Here is a 16,962-nt window from a genome sequence, read left to right as displayed (position 1 = left end):
CGGCCCAGCGCGGCCCGGAAGCCCACTCCGACCGGTCGCGGCGAGCTACGAACCCGGGGGTGGTATGCCGTGTCAGCATTCCCACCGACATGAAATCGCCGAACATGTTTTGTTCCTGGAGGTCGTAGATGCAGGGTTACCGACGGAAATTCGACGATGGGAGACAGCGGATCGCGGGTGCTCATCGAGTGCCGCAGCGAACGAGCCGCGGGCTATCCGGGGTCGGAACGGCGTGAAATCATTTTGAGAGTAGAGTGAACGGTCCTCGGGTGTCTCCGAGGCGCGAGCGCCGGCCTCGTCAGTCGGCGGCTTCGCCCTCTCGACGGGGGGAGCGGCGGCCGCCGAGGGTGTAGACCCACAGGAGCGCGAGGCCGACCATGTACGCGAGCGCCGTGGGGATGGAGAACACGAGCATGGTGAGCAGGCTGGAGGGGGTGAGGAACGCGGCCGTCACGATGATGGCCATGACGACCGTCCGCCAGCGGTCGAACATGGTCTGGAAGGTGATCAGGCGGCCGCGGTGGAACAGGAACATGGTCACGGGCACCTCGACGAGCAGGCCGACGCCGACGGTAGTGGCGACGACCAGCCAGCCGAAGTTGTTGATCCGGTAGTAGATGACCATGCTCGACTGGATGGCGTCGGCCGCGAGCCACGAGATGATCGCCGGTGCGATGTACAGGAACCCGAGCAGGCTCCCGCCGACGATGCCGACGAGCAGGGAGACGGCCCACGCGCCGAGGACGCGCCGGTCGCCGCCGACGAGCCCGCGCTCTTTGAGCCGCGGCCAGATGTAGTAGAGGATGAGCGGAAGCGTCGCCACGAGCCCGAGCAACGTCGCGAACTTGATCTCGAAGATGAGCGCCTCGGCGGGGTGGAGCGTCACGATGTTGGCCTGCACTTCCTGGCTCTCGGGCATCCGGCTGAAGAAGATCCGCTGGAGCCGCCCGATCCCGCCCTGGTAGAGGAAGACGAACGTCGCGGCCATCACGATGCCGAACAGGCCGACGATACGGAACGCCCGCGAGGTGAGGCTCTCGAGGATGAACGCGATGTCGTAGTAGTAGCCGCCGATGTCGTCCTCGGTCGTCTCCTCCTCGGTGAACGAGTCGACCACGCCCGCGGTCGTCGAGGTGAAGATGCCGCCCTCGTCTTCGTCGTCGGTGTCCGTGCCAGTCGCCCCGTCGCCGCCTTCGGCTTCGGCGCGCTGTTCCTGGGCCTCCTGGATCTCGTCGAAGCGGTCGAGGATGGCCTGTGCCTTGTCGGGGTCTTCCTGCTCCTGCAGCGCCTCGCGAGCGAGTTCGGTCGCTTCGCCCTCGTCCATCTCCTCGAAGCGCTCCGGGGGCGTCGCGGGGATCGCCGCCGCGTCGAGGGCGAGCAGGTCGATATCGGCGGGCGACCCCGTCGGCTCCGTGGGGTCGCGGGCCGCGTCGAGTTCGCGGATCGCGAAGACGAACAGCGCGGCGACGAGCGCGACGGCCATCACGCCGAGGCCGACGAGCGCGGCGACCAGCTGGGGGTCCAGCCCGGTTAGCTCTGCGAGGCTGGGGTAAGGGCCGCGCTGGTACTTCTCGGGGAGGCTGGCGAGCAGGTCGTTGATCGCGGCGACGCCGTAGCGGGTGACGAAGAGGTAGCCCGCGGCGAAGGTCAGGAGGGCAATGCCGGCCAGCTGGTTCCAGTAGCTGCGGATGACCTGCCCGGTCGAGACCTCGTCGGCCGACCGGCGGAGGAGTTCGGCGAAGCGTGCGAGCGCGAGGCTGAAGGCGTAGAGGCCGACCAGCGGGAGCGCCCACATGATCTGGGTGAGCGGGTCGGGCGGCGAGAAGAACGCGCCGAAGACGAAAATCGCCATGACCGCGTACCGCCAGCGGTCGCGCATCGCCTGGTAGCTGAGGATGCGCAGGTACGACAGCGAACTCATCGCCAGCGGCAGTTGCGCCGCGAGGCCGAACGACAGGCCGAGGAAGGCGATGAACTGGGTCCACTTGACGATGGACCAGGAGGGCTGGAAGCCGGCGGTCGCGGCGTTGCCGGCGAGGAATCCGAGCATGAGCGGGAAGAACAGGTAGTAGGCGTACGCGAGGCCCGCGAGGAAGAGGACGACGGACAGTATCACCGGGAAGGCGAGTTTCCACTTCGGGACGTCCTCGGCCGGCCACCAGCCCCGGGCGCGCAGGGCGTCGCGGCCGTAGTAAATGACGACGGGGATCGCCATCAGGACGCCGACTGCCATCCCGATCTTCGCCTGCAACAGGATCACGTCGAACGGCGTCGTGGCGACGATCTTGACCACTTTATCCGAATTCGCGAGCTCCTGGGGGTTCAGGTCGGCCTTGAGCTGGTCCCAGACGTAGAGCCGCAGGGCGTAGAACGTCCCCATGAACCCGATGACGAAGACCATGAACGCCTTCTGGAGGTCTTCGCGGGCGCTGCCGATCATGGACCCGAGGGTCGCGCGACCCTGTGCGACGGTCCGTTTGGTGTCCTCGTCGATCGCGGCAGCCATCTCGGGGAGTGGTAACCGAGTGACTGTTATCAATCTATTCATCACGAGACCGCGATCGCGGCTCGAACGGCCCTTCGATAGCCCGAGCGGCGCGCTCGAGGGTGGGCTAGCGTGTCCGCGAAAAGAAGGCTTACAATAGGGGAGCGCAAACCCGGCGACGAATGACTGACGAGCGGCCCGGCGACGCGGACGACGACGAGGAAGCCGCCGGTCCGCACGACGAGCGCGGTGACGACTCGTCGGACCGCTCCGATCCGCTGACCGACCGACGAACCGGCGGGCTCCCGGACGACAGTTCCGCGGACGACGACTCCGACGATACGGACGATTCGTCCGACGACGCGGACGACACGACCGATGACCCCTCCGCGTCCGACGGCGACGACGATTCTCACGACGAGTCGCCCGACCCCGTCTGGACGGACGACCACCCGGACAATCGCCCGGACGACGCCGGCCCCGGCTCCGCCGCCGCCGAGACCGGCAGTCCGCCGGACTCGGGTGGCGACGCGGGCGCCGGCGAGCATAGTGCGGCCACAGTCGACGACGAGGAGAGCGACGCGGCGGCCGACGGCGGGTCCGGTGCGTCCACGGAGTTCGGCGGCGACATCAACCCCCACGCGAACCCCTCGACGGGCGGGCCGGCCGAGGGCGCACCGCCCGCGCCCGAGGACGTCGGTGCGCCGGACGACCAGGAGATGCCCCTGGCCCAGCACATCGAGGAGATGGTCCGCCGGCTGGGCGTCGTCGTCGTCGTGATGGCGCTGGTGTCCGGACTGGCGTTCCCCTTCGCCGACCGCATGATCAACTTCCTGTGGTACTCGTTTTTGCCCGGCTCGGCGTCGGCGTGTCCGACGACGGCCACCTCGGCCGACGCCGCCTGCCCGTACCTCTTCCACCCGCTCGCGCTGATGTTCGCCCGCCTGAAGGTCGCCTCGCTGGTCGGCTTCATCGTCGCGCTCCCGGTGACCGTCTACGAATCGTACCTGTTCATGCGCCCCGGTCTCTACCCCCGCGAACGACGCTATTACCTCGCCTCCGTCCCGACCAGCCTCGTCCTCGCGTTCGTCGGCGTGTTCTTCGCGTACCTGCTCGTGCTCCCGACGCTGTTCGCGTACTTCACCGGCTACACGGGCCAGGCCGCCGAGATCACCTTCAGCCTGACCGAGACGTTCAACCTCATCGTGATGATGCTCGGCTTCTTCGCGTTGGTCTTCCAGATCCCGCTGCTCATCATGCTCGCGGTGATGATGGGCGTCACCTCGCGGCGCTGGCTCGCGGCGCGGCGCATCTACTTCTGGGGCGGGTTCGCCACCGTCGCCTTCCTCTTCAGCCCGGACCCGACCGGCATGGCCCCCATCCTCGTCGCCGCGACGATGATCCTGCTGTTCGAGGGCACGCTCCTGCTGCTGTACTGGACGGGCGAGGCGACCGCGGTCGAGGCCGCAGACCTCGCGGCCCGCCGGCCGTTCGTCTGGCTGGCCGCCGTCGTCGCCGGCTACGCAGTCAGCACTGCCCCGCTCCCATCGGGCTACTACGACCAGCTCCCGGCGGAAGTCACGTCGGCGCTCGCGGAGTTCGGCGTGACCCAGATGACGCCGCTTTTGATCGGCCTCTCCCTCATCGCGCTCTACGAGGCCGCGCTGTATCTCGCCCGCCGCGCCCGCCGCACCGGCCGCGCCTACCGGACGTTCGCCCGGGCGCGAGTGGCCGTCTGGCCCCTCTCGCTGGCCATCGGCTACCTCGGGAGCCCCGACCCCGTGCTGCTCCAGCGCATCGACGCCGTCGACCTCTCGACGGCCGAGTCGGCTGGTGTGGTGGTCGGCCTGATCCTCGCCTTCGAGGCTACTGTGGCTGCGCTCGACTGGTACCAGCGTCGAGAGTGAGCAGTTGCTGGTTTTCCCGTAGTCCGGAGTGAGCGCTGATCACTCGCATGGCGTCCGCTAGGAGTTGTAGTGACCGCAACCGCATCGTGGGCTGAGAGATGAAAGCCCTCGGCGCGCTCGCGGTCGCTGCGGCGGGATATCCGCGCTCTCCGCACTGCCCGCGCGGATAGTGGCCCGCGCAGGCGACTACATGAACGCGAGCCCGCCTCGCCCTTTCAATCCACCAGGAAACAGCACCGCGACCGCACTGCACCGCAGACGGCCACACGCCTCCCCAACCGATTCGCTCAGTCGCTTCGCTCCATCGCTCATCCCTCGCACGATGTCGTCGCGAGACGAGACTCGCGACAGCGCGCGCCATCCCTCGAATTCCTCAGTCGAACTTTTCCAGGAGTTCCACGTAGAAGCCGTCGCGTTCGTCGGCCAGTTTCTCGACGATGAGTTCGGGGGTCGAGCGCGCGAGGACGTCCTTGACCGGCGAGCGGTCGACTTTGAGTTCGCCGTCGACCAACCCCTCGGCTTCGATGCCGTCGACGTCGAGGTCGGTGCGGGCGGACTCCTGGATCTCGCGGGCGAGGTGGGTGACGAAGACGGCGGTGGCCTCCCGTTCGTCGAACGCCTCGAGGATGCCGGCCATGATCTTCGCGCTCGCGCCGGGCTCGGTGATGCTCTCCAGTTCGTCGACGAGGACGAGTACGTCGCCCCCGTCGCCCGAGCGGATCTCGTCGACGAGCGCCCCGAACTCCCGGAGGGTGGACTCGAAGGCGCCGGCGTCGAGGGTCCCCTGGGTCTTGGCGTGGTAGTGCAGTTCCTCGACCTGCTCGACGCGGGCGGCGTCTGCGGGGACGGGCAGGCCCATGTGCGCGAGCGTGACCGTCAGCGCGACGAGATCGAGGACGGAGGTCTTCCCACCGCTGTTGACGCCGGTGAGGAGGGCGACGCCTTCGACCTCGTAGTCGACGGGGTCGACCTCGTCGAAGGGGACGTCGAGCAGGGGCGAGCGGCCGCCCTCGATGGCGATGCCGCTACCGCCGAACTCCGGCATGGTGCAGTCGTACTCGCGGGCGAAGCGGGCGATGGCGAGTTCGACGTCGAGTTCGAGCGCGGCCTCGGCGAGGGCGTCGGCGTCCTCGCGGGCGTCGGCGAGGTCGGTAGCGACCTCCCGTTTGAGGCGGGTCGCGCGGCGGTCGCGGGCGGTGGTGAGTTCCTCGCGCAGGCGGGAGACGACCTCCTCGTCGCGCTGGACGGGGAAGGTCGGCTGGTCGGGGAACGCCCGCCGGGCGACGTCGGCGTAGTCGTCGAGGCCGAGGGCGTCGATCAGGTGCTCGCGAGCGTCGGTCACGGCCGCGGCGTACTCGTCGGCGAGTTCGCGCTGGAGCAGCGAGTCGACGCCGGCGCCCTGCTCGACCAACGAGAGGAGGTCCGCGCCCTCGATGGTGACGTCGCGCTCCTCGATGGCCTCCCGCAGGCGGTCGTTGGCGACGCTCTCGGCGGTCGAGACGGCGGCGTCGAGGTCGTCGACGGCGTTCTGGAGGCGCTTCAGTTCCTCGTCGTCGGCGACGTTGCCCTCGGTGTCGATGCGGGAGAGAGCGTCTTCGAGCTTGTCGAGGTCGCAGGGCGGCTCCAGGTCGGCGGCGCGGTGGACCTCGACGGCGGCCCGCAGGCGGTTGCGGTTGTGCGCGAAGAAAGCGAGCGTGCGCTCGGGGACGACGGTCGCGGGGTCGTCGAGGGCGTCGGGTTCGACGCGGACGTCGCCGTCGACCTCGACGCCGGTGAAGGCATCGTCGAGCGCGACGACGGTGGCGTAGCCCCGTGCGAGGTCCGCGAGGCCGCGGGCGTCGTCGACGATCTCGACGCTTACCTCGGGGAGGGCCTCTTGGGCGCGAGCGTAGGTCTCGGCGTCGGTGGTGGCGAGACAGCGGTCGCGGACGCGGACGTTCGGCGGCGATTCGAGGGGCTCGACGCCGGCGAGGGCGCCGCGGACCTCCGGATCGGGGTCGCGCTCGACGGCGCGGGCGGCGAACTCCCGGGCCTCTTCGACGCGGGATGGGGAGGGCGAGGGGTAGAACGTCTCCAGTCGGCGTTCGGCGTAGCGGGTGACGGCGTGGTCGGCGACCAGATCGAGGGCGTCACGGTAGATCTCCTGGGCGCGCGAGGTCGCGGCGAACCCGCCGGGGTCGCCGTGGCGCTTCCGGATGGCCGCGCGAGCGATGCGGGCCGCCCGACCGTCGCTGATGCCCGGTGCGCGCGACAGCGTGGCCACGTCCCCGTCGCTGAGCGCACGCTCGGGATCGTCGAGCGCCGAGAGCGCTTCGGCCGTCTTCTCGCCGACCCCGGGGATCGTCTCGATGTCCATCTACCGCCTGTATTCGCACCGGTGGAGAAAAATCCCCCGCCGCGTCGCCGGCGTGTCGATCCGCGCCCGTCCGTCGATCAGCGCGCATCGATCCGTCCGCTCGCTGCCCCTCACTCGTTCCACGGCCAGTCGTCCGGGGGCGCGAACGGCGCGACCGACACCGTGTAACGCATCACCGTCGACACCCGCAGCAGTCGCACCACCAGCAGGACGAGCGGTACGAGCACGACCGCGACTGCGCCGCTGAGGAGCCACGGGAGCAGCGACCGGGGGACGGTCACGGCGTTCGAGCGATAGAGCATGGGAACGTACAGGGCGACCAGCAGGCAGGGGACGCTGACGTACATGATCTGTCGGGAGAGCTTCGCGAGCTCCTGATGGAGCGCGAACGTCTTGTACAACTGACGGAACACCGAGAGGTGTCCGATCAGCTCGACGATCGCATCGAGGTCGTCGTCGACCTGGTTCGGCAGTTCGTTCGCCGTCGCGACGGCGCGGACCTCGCTGCGGAGTCGCGCGTAGTCCGACCCGGCGGTCGCCGAGACGACGTCGATCGGTTCCATGTCCGCGGACACGCCGCTGATACCGTCGGCGAAGGTGGACACGCCGCGAGCGAGCGAGGCGAGGTCGTCGTCGCTCACGTCCGTCCGGTTCCGGGCGGACTCTCGGAGCGATTCCGCCCGGTCGTCGAGCGCGGAACCGATCGCGGCGGCGAAATCGGCGCTCTCGACGGGCACGGTGGTTCGACCGGCGAGGTCCGCGACGGAGTCGCGTAACTCCTCGCCTTTCTCGTAGCGGCTCTGCAACGAGGCGGGACCGCCGAACACCTGCGAGGAGATGAGTTGGTTGACCGTCAGTATGAGCGTGATGAGCGTGAACACGCCGGCGGTGACCCCGCTGCCGAACGTCGTTGGGACGCTGCTTTTGGGCCCGATCGCGAGCAGATCCACCGCGACGAGCGCCCGCGTCAGCGCGAAGATGCCGACGCTCACCAGGCCGGTGATCAGCAGGCGGTTCCCGTCCAGAAACACCCAGTGCCGTACTCGGCTCGCGCCGTCCGACGCGTCGGTCGCGCTCGCGCTATCGGCCATCGGTCGGTCGGTTCCTGTGTTCCGTCTCTCTCGCCACCGACGCTGCGACACCGGGGCAACGGGCGCGCTCGCCGCTGCGGGTCCGCCGCGCCCGGATTCGGCCGCGAGAACGGTCGATCATACCGACGGGTTAGCGTCCGGCGGGAAAGACTCGTGGCAGGCACCTGCCGGGGAACCGGACGACGGCGTATCCGGTCGTTTCCCGAACGGGTTCGCCCCGCCGTGAGCAGTCGAACAACGGGCTTTTGCCGACTCGCGCCGAATCGCCGTCGATGAGCACTTCGGTCGCCGACAAACTCGACGCCGCGCGCGCCGACCTGGCCGACCGCGACGGCGTTCTCGTCGCCTTCTCCGGCGGGGTGGACTCCAGCGCCGTCGCCGCGATCGCCCACGAGGCGCTCGGCGACGACGCCGTCGCCTGCACGGCGAAAAGCGAGACGCTCCCCGACGCGGAACTCGAAGACGCCCGCCGCGTGGCCGACGAGATCGGTATCCGCCACGAGATCGCCGAGTTCTCCGAACTCGACAGCCAGGCGTTCGTCGAGAACGACGAGGACCGCTGTTATCACTGTCGCACCATGCGCCTCGGTGCGATGTTCGACCGCGCCAAGGAGCTGGACATCGACGTCGTCTGCGACGGCACCAACGCCTCGGACCCCAGCGAGGGTCACCGCCCCGGCCTGCGCGCCGTCGACGAACTCGACGCCTACTCCCCGCTGCTGGAGCACGGCATCGTCAAGTCGGAAGTCCGGGAGATCGCCGACGAGTACGGCCTCTCGGTCGCGGACAAGCCGTCGATGGCGTGTCTCTCCTCGCGCATCCCCACGGGGCTAGAGGTCACCGAGGAGCGCCTCTCGCGCATCGAACAGGCCGAGACCGTCCTGCGGACGTGGGGTTTCGAGCAGTTCCGCGTGCGCGACCACGACGGCATCGCCCGCATCGAGGTCGGCGAGGAGGAACTCGAAGCCGCGCTCGACCCCGAGTTCGTCCGCACCGCCCGACAGTACATCGGCGACCTCGGCTTCGACCACGTCACCCTCGATCTGGACGGCTACCGCACCGGCAGCGTCAGCCCCGAGGACGAGACGGACGCGGCTGCGGAGTCCGAACCGGCCGACGCCGAGGACGACGAACCCCTCGTCGAGGACGTGTTCGCGGCCGATTACCCGACCGCCGACGAGATCTGAGGCTGAATTCTCGGCGTAGCGGCGCGGCACTGCTCGAACTCGTTCTATCGACGGTCGTTTTCGTTCGCTGTTTTGACACCGTCGGCTGCTGACCGACGAGATGCGTCGCTGGTCGCGGGGCACATCGCGGACGACCGACTGGTCGACCGCACGCATCGGTCGGGCTCCGACCCTCCCCAGGGCCAAAGGGACGAGTTCGCGCGCCCGTTAGTCCGCGGTTCCGTCCGGCGATCCCAGACGGGTGTACTGTAACACGAGTTGCCCGTTCTCGTCGGTCGCGGCGTCGATAGCGAACTCGTCGCCGATCTCGATATCGTGCTCCCGAGCGATTCCAGCAGGGATCGAGATGTCCATCGTCGACGTCCCGTCGCGGCCTCGCACGGCGACCTTCTTCTTCGGCATTAAACCTTCTTCCTAATTATCTTAAGATAACCTCTTTGGTCCGGCGCTCGGCCATGTACATATTTAGTCAGATTTATGAACAGTGCCGGAGACTGGTCACGTCGAACCCACCCGGAGGATACGACACCGTGACAGCAAAGGACAGCGACACCCCGCCAACGCCCCCAGACGAACCGTACACTCGCCAGATACGCCCGGACGAATCCCCCAGCATCGGTCTCATCCGCACGATCGCCGCGCTGAAGAACACCCCCAGTCACGAGATCGAACCGCTCAAGAACGCGATCGACCCCGACGCGCTGGACCGCCTCGTCAGCCACGGCGACGGCGCGTCCGTCGAATTCGAATACGAAGGGATGCGCGTCACCGTCGACGGCCGGACGGTGACCGTTCGCGACCCCGGCGAGGAGTAGCACCGGCGACGGCAACACGGAAGCGGCGACTTGCTCGCGACCTGCCGAACTTTTCCGAGCGACAGCGTGGTCTCTCGACACTGCCGCCGCGAACCGCCGTCGGCGGAGTCCCTCGAGACGAACTGGCAGTGCAGCGCCGTCAGTGTCGGGCCTGCTGTGCCCTCTAACGACCCGGCTTTTAAGCCGGGCCGTAGCCGCGCTCGCGCGCCACCGAGTAGCCGACGAGGGCGACCGCCCAGACCGCCACGCCCGCCATGAAGAGGTCGAAAGGGACGTCGTGTCCGAGGTTCCAGGCCAGCACCAGCCCCTGTACGGCCGCCAGCAGCCCAGCGGTGGCGACTTTCACCACCTCTATAACCTGTGGGTCCTCCGGTGGATCGAGGCGCGCGGCTCCGTCGAGAACGAGCGGCAGCGCGATCATCAGCGCCGGGAGCGCGGCGACTGCGATCGCCTTCGGCACGAAGTTGTCGGGCGTTCCCGACGCGGAGAAGTGGATCGCCATCTCCGCGGGCAGTCGCCCCCAGAGCACCAGCCCGGCGCCCAGCGTCGCGACGGCGACCGCTATCGACAGCCAGTCCGCGCGGGTGAATCCCAGCGGCATGCCTATCGATGTGCGTCGCTCCCTCAAGTAAGTACGCAGCCAGCGCCTGCGGCGCCGGACAGAGTCAGTCGCCGGCCGCAGACTGCCCGCCGTCGCTCGTACTGCTACTCCCGCTCGACAGCGGTGTCTACGCCCATCTTTTTCCCGACGGGGTTTCCTCGCGCTCTTCGAGCGCTGCGGGAACCCCGACGGCAAAACCATGGGTGAAAAAGGCGCATCTCGCTCCGCTCGATGCGATGAACCGGCGCCTGCGGCGCCGGACAGAGTCAGTCGCCGGCCGCAGACTGCCCGCCGTCGCTCGCACCGCTACTCCCGCTCGACAGCGGCGTCCGCTCGACGACGGTCCCGTCGTAGGTCGGGTACTGCTCGACGATTTCGCCCTCTTCGAGGTCGCCCTCCTCGACCATCTCTTCGAGGAGCCACCACGCGATCTCGACGTGCTCGGACTTGACCGTGTAGTATTCCTCGGGGACGCCCAGCGCGTCGAGGCGCTCGGGCTCGGCCCACGCCTTCCCGTAGACGAGGGTGCCGTCGTCGGTGATCTCGTCGAACGGCCGCCGGAGCGTGCGGGCCATCCGCTTGAGGCGCCGGCGGTGCTGGGCGGCGTCCTTGAAGACGCTCGTGCAGAAGTACACCTTCTCGTGGTCGCCCATCTGGTCGAGGATCTCCTCGCGCGGGCTGTCGACGGCGCTCATGTGCTCGTCACGGAGTTCGAACCCTTCCTCCTGCATCCGACGGTAGTTCCCGTCGGACATCTCGAACTCGTTGATGTTACAGAAGTCGGCGGCGCCCTCATCGAGGAAGTCGATGAACTCCTGTTCCGGGCGGATGCCGGGGATCTCGAAGGCGGGCGTGAGGCCTTCTTCGCGAGCAATGTACAGGATGTCCTCCCACTCGGTGCCGTGCAGGTCGCCCCACTGCTCGTAGGGCGGGTGGAAACGGATCTCGTCGAGACCGGCCTCGCTCAGGCGCCGCATGTTCTCGCGCCCGCCCGTGATGCCGGTGTAGAGGTGTGTGTGGAAGTCTTCGCCGTACTCGTCTTTCAGCAGGGAGAGATAGCGCGTCGTGCGGCCCATCGCCTCCTGCGGTTCGCCGCCGGTGATCGAGGCGCCCAGCGCGTCCATGCGCTCGGCCTCTTCGAGGACGTCCTCGTCGGACTCGACCGGCCGCTCGTTGGCGTAGACCTGATTGACGTTCTTCCGGTTCTCGCCGAGGGGGCAGTAGAAGCAGTCGCGCTGGTCGCAGTAGCCGTAGACAAAGAGTACCATCTTGCCGCCTTTGGCGCACTGCTCGCAGCCCTCGGATATCATCGATACCTGCTATCCGTCCGAGCGGGAAAAGTCGTGCGCTCCGGATCGGGAATGCGAGCCGATGACACCCGTGCCGCTCTCAGTGCGGGGTCGCGGCCCGCCGCGCCCCGCTGCGAAGGAGTAGATTCAGGCACCCGCCGGGCTAACCACGGGGCATGAGCGACCTCCTCGTGACAGGCGGTCAGGTACTGCGACCCGATCTCTCCGTCGAGCGGGCGGACGTGCTCGTCGACCGGGAGGCCGGCGACGTCGTCGAAGTGGCCGACCCCGGAACGGTCTCCGGCGATTCGGAACTCGACGCGAGCGGCGGGCTCGTCGTCCCGGGGCTGGTCAACGCCCACACCCACGTCGCGATGACGCTCCTGCGGGGCTACGCCGACGACAAGGAACTCGACGCGTGGCTGCAGGAGGACGTCTGGCCGGTCGAGGCCGAACTCACCGGCGACGACATCGAAGTCGGCGCCGAACTCGGCCTGGTCGAGATGATCAAGTCCGGGACCACGGCGCTCTCGGACATGTACTTCCACGTCGACCGGATCGCCGACGCGGTCGACCGGGCGGGCGTCCGCGCCGTCCTCGGCCACACGGCCGTCACCGTCGGCAAGGACGACGAGGACGCGCGCGCGGACCTCCAGCAGAGCCTCGACGTGGCAAAGGAACTCGACGGCGCGGCCGACGGCCGGATCACGACGACGTTCCAGCCGCACTCGCTGACTACCGTCGGCGAGGAGTACCTTCGGGAGTTCGTCCGGAAGGCCCGCGACGCCGACCTGGCGATCCACTTCCACGCCAACGAGACCGAGAACGAGGTCGGCCCGATCGTCGAGGAACACGGCGTGCGCCCGCTGGAATACGCCGACGACCTCGGCCTCCTCGGGGAGGACACCTACGTCGCCCACGGGGTCCACGTCGACGAGACAGAGATCGAACTGCTCGCCGAGACCGAGACGGGCGTCGCCCACTGCCCGGCCTCGAACATGAAACTCGCGAGCGGGATGGCGCCGGTCCAGCGCATGCGCGACGCCGGCGTCACGGTCGGTATCGGCACCGACGGCGCCGCGTCGAACAACGACCTCGACGCCTTCGACGAGGTGCGCGACGCGGCCATGATCGGCAAGCTCGCGGCCGCGGACGCCAGCGCCGTCCCCGCCGAGGCGGTCGTCGAGATGGTCACGCGGGGGAGCGCGGACCTGCTGGGCTTCGACAGCGGCCGGATCGAGGCCGGTTCGAACGCCGATCTGGCCGTGATCGACCTGAAAGCGTCGCACCTCACGCCCGCCCACGACCTCGTCAGCCACCTCGCCTACGCCGTCCGCGGCAGCGACGTGCGCCACACCGTCTGTGACGGCGAGGTGCTCATGCGCGACCGCGAGGTCCTGACGCTCGACGAGGCAGCGGTGCGAAAGCGCGCGGCCCAGCACGCCGAGGCGCTGATCGACCGGGTCGAGAGCGACGACTAAAGACGAACGCGGGGGATTCTGCTCGGGCCCCGCTCAGGGCGTCAGCACGACCTTGACGCAGCCGTCGTCCTTGTCGTTGAACGTCCGGTACATCTCCGGGCCTTTCTCCAGGGGCTCCTGGTGAGTGACGACGAACGAGGGGTCGATCTCGCCGTCCTCGATCTTCCCCAGCAGGGGGTCGAGGTAGCGCTGGACGTGCGTCTGGCCGGACTTGACGGTCAGCGCCTTGTTCATCAGCGATCCGAACGGGATGCCGTCGACATCGCCGGTGTAGACGCCGGGGACCGACAGCGTCCCGCCCTTCCGGCAGCAGGTGATCGCCTCGCGGAGGACGTGCGGGCGGTCGCTCTCCAGCCCCACCCCCTGTTTCGCGCGGTCTGTCACGCCCGCGAGGCCGGTGCCGTGGGCTTCCGTCCCGACGGCGTCGATGCAGGCGTCCGGCCCCCGGTCCCCGGTCATCGCCATCAGCGTGTCGTAGACGTCCTCTTCCTCGAAGTGGATGGTCTCGGCGTCGCCGTGTTCGCGCGCCATCTCCAGTCGCTCGGGGACGCGGTCGATGGCGATCACCTCCTCGGCGCCGAGCATCTTCGCGCTCTGGATCGTGAACTGGCCGACCGGGCCGCAGCCCCAGACGGCGACGGTGTCGCCGTCCTCGATGTCGGCGTTCTCCGCGGCCATGTACCCCGTCGGGAAGATGTCCGAGAGGAACAGCACCTGCTCGTCAGAGAGGTCAGATTCGATCTTGATCGGGCCGACGTCGGCGTAGGGCACCCGCAGGTACTCGGCTTGTCCGCCCGCGTACCCGCCGAGGAGGTGCGAGTACCCGTACAGCCCGGCGGGCGACTGGCCCATCACCTTCCGGGCCATCTCGGCGTTGGGGTTGGAGTTGTCGCAGAGCGAGTACAGCTCGCGCTGGCAGAACCAGCACTCCCCGCAGCTGATCGTGAACGGGACGACCACCCGGTCGCCGGCTTCGAGCGTCTCGACGTCCTCGCCGACCTCGACCACTTCGCCCATCGGCTCGTGGCCCAGAATGTCGCCTTCCTGCATCCCGGGGATGTTGTCGTTGTAGGGGTGCAGATCCGAACCGCAGATGGCGGTCGCGGTGATCTCGATTATCGCGTCGTTCGGGTTGACGAGCTTCGGTCGGGGGACGTCCTCGACGCGGACGTCCTGCTCCCCGTGCCACGTGAGCGCTCTCATCGCTCGCCCCCGGCGCTGTCGGTTCGACTCGGTCCGTGAGAATCGGCCACTCGAGCGTCGGTCATCGTGTGGGGTCTGTTATCGCGGTACTCCCACGAACCGGCTAAAAGTGGCCCCTGCGCCTGCAAGAGGCATCTGAACGGCTCCGGTCCGCCTTCGCAAGCGAGGGTCAGCCCTGCACCGAGTGGACCGAGAGCGACGGCACCCTCCGTTCACCGACTCACGGCCCACAGGACTGCCGTGTCGCCGTACGGAGTGGCTGTTCTCACGGGAGATAATATCGGGGTAGATAGTTTACGGACGGAAAATCCGGCTTAATTCGGTGCAAATGGACCGAATAGTAGCCGGCAATTAAGTGGGATCCAGCTGTGAAGATGTGGTGTATGGGTCAACACACACGGGCGATGGTACTGGCGGCACTGATGGTCGTCTCCGTGGCGGCACCAGCGATGGGTGCGACGCCGATCGACTCGCTGGACGTCGGCGTAACGCAGAGTGACGACGTCACGGTGACCGTCACAGGCGGCAACGGCACGGCAGTCGAGAACGCGTCGGTGAACGTGACGACGCTGACCGAGGACGTCACGTACGCGGACGCGGGGCACTACACGACCGGTCCGAACGGGACGGTCGCCCTCTCGGCGCCGAACGAGACGGTGACCGTGTCGGTCACGGCGTCGTTCGACAACCTCACAGCGTCCACCGAGGCGGAGCTGACCGCCGGCGGGAACGAGACCGGCAACGAGACGGCGACGCCGTTCGGGACGCAAGTCACGAGCTTCATCTCCGGGATGAACGAGACCGAGGGGCCGCGGGGCCTCTCGATCGCGACCTGGGTCACCGCCAACAACCCCGGCAACGGCAGCGGCCCGCCGGCCCACGCCGGCCCGGGGAACAAGACGCGCGGTCCGCCGGACCACGCCGGAAACGAGAGCGGCAACGAGACGCGTGGCCCGCCGGAGGACGCCGGACCGGGTAACGAGACGCGCGGCCCGCCGGACCACGCCGACGGCGACGACGGCAACGAGACGAGCGACGACGAGAACGGCACGCAGGGCCCGCCGGGCCATGCGGGCGGTCCCGATAAGAACGACAACGACGCTGACACCGACGACGCCGACAGCGACGACGAAGGGGGCAACAACGGGAACGGTAACGGAAACGGCGCCGGCAAGGCAAAAAAGCGGTAGTCACACCGTCACGCGGCTCGGACCGGCACACCTTCTTCCGGTAGAGCGGTCTCGGACGAGCCGTTTTTGACGATTGCTACGGGCCGAGTCAGTGACATCGCAATCGAACGTGGCCGGGCTTACCGGCCGCGTCGCCGGCGAGACGGCACCGATGCCATCAGAACTCGTCGATGACGGGGATGCCGACCGTCTCGAAGTCGGTCATGTCGTCGAGGACCGCGGAGACGTCGTCCAGCGCGATGCGGTCGGTGATGATCGCGGCGGGGTCGAGCTTCCCGGTCGCGACCATCCGGAAGATCTCGTCGTAGCGCTCGGGGGGCATCCCCAGCGCGCCGTAGAAGTCGATCTCTGAAGTGATCATCTCGTCGGTCGGCAGCGGGAGCGTCCCGCCCGCTTCCTTCGTCGTGAGCCCGACCTGGACGTGCTGGCCGGTCTTGCCGAGGCTCTCGATGGCGTTGCGGCAGGTCGTCTCGATGCCCAGCGCGTCCATCGAGACGTGCGCGCCGCCGTCGGTGATCGCCCGCACCTCCGCGGCGGGGTCCTCGACCTCGCTGGCGTTGACGGTCGCGACGGCGCCCTGCTCCTCGGCGAACTCGAGTTTCTCGTCCATCAGGTCGACGCCGACGACGTTGGCGCCGAGCGCGTCGGCGATCTGGACCGCCGAGAGGCCGACGCCGCCGCACCCGTGGACGACGAACCAGTCGCCCGCGCCCACGTCGGCACGGTGGGCCAGCCCGTGGAAGGCGGTCATGAACCGACAGCCCAGCCCCGCCATGTCGACCGAGGAGACGCCCTCGGGGAGTCCGACGAGGTTGTGGTCGGCGTGGGGGACCGGCACCTGCTCGGCGAACGCGCCGGGCGCTTCGGGCTGGAGCCCCAGCGCCTGACGGTTCTCGCAGATGTTCGAGTGACCGGTCTGGCAGAGGTGACAGGACCCGTCGCCGAGGTTGAACGGGACGGCGACGTGGTCGCCCTCCGAGACGCTCTCGACTTCCTCGCCGACGGCGACGACGTGGCCGGCGGGTTCGTGCCCGAGGACGTGTCCCGGGACCGGGTCGAGGCCGCGCCACTCCCAGTCGCCCTGCCAGGCGTGCCAGTCGCTGCGGCAGACCCCGCAGGCTTCCACCTCGACGACCGCACCGTGGGGCTCGGGCTCCGGGTCCTCGACCTCCCGCACGTCCAGCGGCTCCCCGTAGTCCGTGAAGACTGCTGCGCGCATACCTCGGGTATCGGTAGCGCCCGTGATATACCCTCGCCTCGGAGTTGGCTGGTGTATGGGTGGTGTTTCGGGTGAGTTGGTCTTGGGACTAGCCGCGGTCGCGGGGACGAACTGGACCGCGAACAGCGTGAAAGCCCC

Annotated in this window: 13 protein-coding genes; 5 read left to right on the top strand and 8 right to left on the bottom strand. The window is 68.5% G+C overall.

The features are described from left to right. Nucleotides 1-298: 298 nt before the first annotated feature. Nucleotides 299-2,506, bottom strand: coding sequence for a twin-arginine translocase subunit TatC (locus AB2U09_RS14180; RefSeq protein WP_459193380.1), 2,208 nt, complete (start codon nucleotides 2,504-2,506; stop codon nucleotides 299-301). Nucleotides 2,507-2,667: 161 nt separating this feature from the next. Here AB2U09_RS14180 and tatC point away from each other — a divergent pair, with 161 nt between their 5' ends. Continuing rightward, nucleotides 2,668-4,392 (top strand): twin-arginine translocase subunit TatC, encoded by a 1,725-nt coding sequence (gene tatC / locus AB2U09_RS14175; protein ID WP_459193379.1) that lies wholly within the window; start codon nucleotides 2,668-2,670, stop codon nucleotides 4,390-4,392. A 373-nt stretch (nucleotides 4,393-4,765) separates the two neighbouring features. On the opposite strand, the gene AB2U09_RS14170 is transcribed toward tatC, so the two are convergent. Beyond that, nucleotides 4,766-6,748 carry a MutS-related protein gene (locus tag AB2U09_RS14170; RefSeq protein ID WP_459193378.1) on the bottom strand — a complete coding sequence of 661 codons (1,983 nt, stop codon included), beginning with the start codon at nucleotides 6,746-6,748 and terminating at the stop codon, nucleotides 4,766-4,768. 110 nt (nucleotides 6,749-6,858) lie between these two features. Further along, on the bottom strand, nucleotides 6,859-7,839 hold the full coding sequence (locus AB2U09_RS14165) for a DUF7972 family membrane protein (protein WP_459193377.1): 981 nt from the start codon (nucleotides 7,837-7,839) through the stop codon (nucleotides 6,859-6,861). A gap of 272 nt (nucleotides 7,840-8,111) precedes the next feature. Between AB2U09_RS14165 and larE the strand changes: the two genes are divergently transcribed. After that, on the top strand, nucleotides 8,112-9,026 hold the full coding sequence (gene larE / locus AB2U09_RS14160) for an ATP-dependent sacrificial sulfur transferase LarE (protein WP_459193376.1): 915 nt from the start codon (nucleotides 8,112-8,114) through the stop codon (nucleotides 9,024-9,026). A 207-nt stretch (nucleotides 9,027-9,233) separates the two neighbouring features. Here larE and AB2U09_RS14155 read toward each other — a convergent pair whose 3' ends face one another. Continuing rightward, a complete protein-coding gene (locus AB2U09_RS14155; RefSeq protein WP_459193375.1) occupies nucleotides 9,234-9,428 on the bottom strand; it encodes a hypothetical protein in 195 nt (64 codons plus the stop codon). A 128-nt stretch (nucleotides 9,429-9,556) separates the two neighbouring features. Between AB2U09_RS14155 and AB2U09_RS14150 the strand changes: the two genes are divergently transcribed. Next, the gene (locus AB2U09_RS14150; protein ID WP_459193374.1) at nucleotides 9,557-9,841 is read left to right on the top strand and encodes a HalOD1 output domain-containing protein; all 285 of its coding nucleotides are present in this window, start codon (nucleotides 9,557-9,559) and stop codon (nucleotides 9,839-9,841) included. Nucleotides 9,842-10,019: 178 nt separating this feature from the next. On the opposite strand, the gene AB2U09_RS14145 is transcribed toward AB2U09_RS14150, so the two are convergent. Next, a complete protein-coding gene (locus tag AB2U09_RS14145; protein ID WP_459193373.1) occupies nucleotides 10,020-10,442 on the bottom strand; it encodes a DUF1648 domain-containing protein in 423 nt (140 codons plus the stop codon). A gap of 266 nt (nucleotides 10,443-10,708) precedes the next feature. After that, nucleotides 10,709-11,752, bottom strand: coding sequence for a radical SAM protein (locus tag AB2U09_RS14140; RefSeq protein ID WP_459193372.1), 1,044 nt, complete (start codon nucleotides 11,750-11,752; stop codon nucleotides 10,709-10,711). A gap of 155 nt (nucleotides 11,753-11,907) precedes the next feature. Between AB2U09_RS14140 and AB2U09_RS14135 the strand changes: the two genes are divergently transcribed. Continuing rightward, a complete protein-coding gene (locus tag AB2U09_RS14135) occupies nucleotides 11,908-13,212 on the top strand; it encodes an amidohydrolase (protein ID WP_459193371.1) in 1,305 nt (434 codons plus the stop codon). 33 nt (nucleotides 13,213-13,245) lie between these two features. Here AB2U09_RS14135 and AB2U09_RS14130 read toward each other — a convergent pair whose 3' ends face one another. Next, nucleotides 13,246-14,415, bottom strand: a complete 1,170-nt coding sequence (locus AB2U09_RS14130) for a zinc-dependent alcohol dehydrogenase (protein WP_459193370.1) — start codon at nucleotides 14,413-14,415, stop codon at nucleotides 13,246-13,248. A gap of 383 nt (nucleotides 14,416-14,798) precedes the next feature. On the opposite strand from AB2U09_RS14130, the gene AB2U09_RS14125 reads away from it, so the two are divergent. Next, nucleotides 14,799-15,605, top strand: a complete 807-nt coding sequence (locus AB2U09_RS14125) for a hypothetical protein (protein ID WP_459193369.1) — start codon at nucleotides 14,799-14,801, stop codon at nucleotides 15,603-15,605. Nucleotides 15,606-15,762: 157 nt separating this feature from the next. On the opposite strand, the gene AB2U09_RS14120 is transcribed toward AB2U09_RS14125, so the two are convergent. Beyond that, entirely contained in the window at nucleotides 15,763-16,824 is a 1,062-nt protein-coding gene (locus AB2U09_RS14120; RefSeq protein WP_459193368.1) for a zinc-dependent alcohol dehydrogenase family protein, read from the bottom strand. Nucleotides 16,825-16,962 lie beyond the last annotated feature (138 nt).

The sequence above is a fragment of the Halosimplex yunnanense genome (assembly GCF_054504345.1).
This window is presented reverse-complemented; position numbering and strand designations above follow the sequence as displayed.

Coding starts and splice junctions, on each gene's coding strand:
- AB2U09_RS14180 (WP_459193380.1), bottom strand. CDS start 2,506: ATGGCTGCCGCGATCGACGAGGACACCAAACGGACCGTCGCACAGGGT.
- tatC (WP_459193379.1), top strand. CDS start 2,668: ATGACTGACGAGCGGCCCGGCGACGCGGACGACGACGAGGAAGCCGCC.
- AB2U09_RS14170 (WP_459193378.1), bottom strand. CDS start 6,748: ATGGACATCGAGACGATCCCCGGGGTCGGCGAGAAGACGGCCGAAGCG.
- AB2U09_RS14165 (WP_459193377.1), bottom strand. CDS start 7,839: ATGGCCGATAGCGCGAGCGCGACCGACGCGTCGGACGGCGCGAGCCGA.
- larE (WP_459193376.1), top strand. CDS start 8,112: ATGAGCACTTCGGTCGCCGACAAACTCGACGCCGCGCGCGCCGACCTG.
- AB2U09_RS14155 (WP_459193375.1), bottom strand. CDS start 9,428: ATGCCGAAGAAGAAGGTCGCCGTGCGAGGCCGCGACGGGACGTCGACG.
- AB2U09_RS14145 (WP_459193373.1), bottom strand. CDS start 10,442: ATGCCGCTGGGATTCACCCGCGCGGACTGGCTGTCGATAGCGGTCGCC.
- AB2U09_RS14140 (WP_459193372.1), bottom strand. CDS start 11,752: ATGATATCCGAGGGCTGCGAGCAGTGCGCCAAAGGCGGCAAGATGGTA.
- AB2U09_RS14135 (WP_459193371.1), top strand. CDS start 11,908: ATGAGCGACCTCCTCGTGACAGGCGGTCAGGTACTGCGACCCGATCTC.
- AB2U09_RS14130 (WP_459193370.1), bottom strand. CDS start 14,415: ATGAGAGCGCTCACGTGGCACGGGGAGCAGGACGTCCGCGTCGAGGAC.
- AB2U09_RS14125 (WP_459193369.1), top strand. CDS start 14,799: ATGGGTCAACACACACGGGCGATGGTACTGGCGGCACTGATGGTCGTC.
- AB2U09_RS14120 (WP_459193368.1), bottom strand. CDS start 16,824: ATGCGCGCAGCAGTCTTCACGGACTACGGGGAGCCGCTGGACGTGCGG.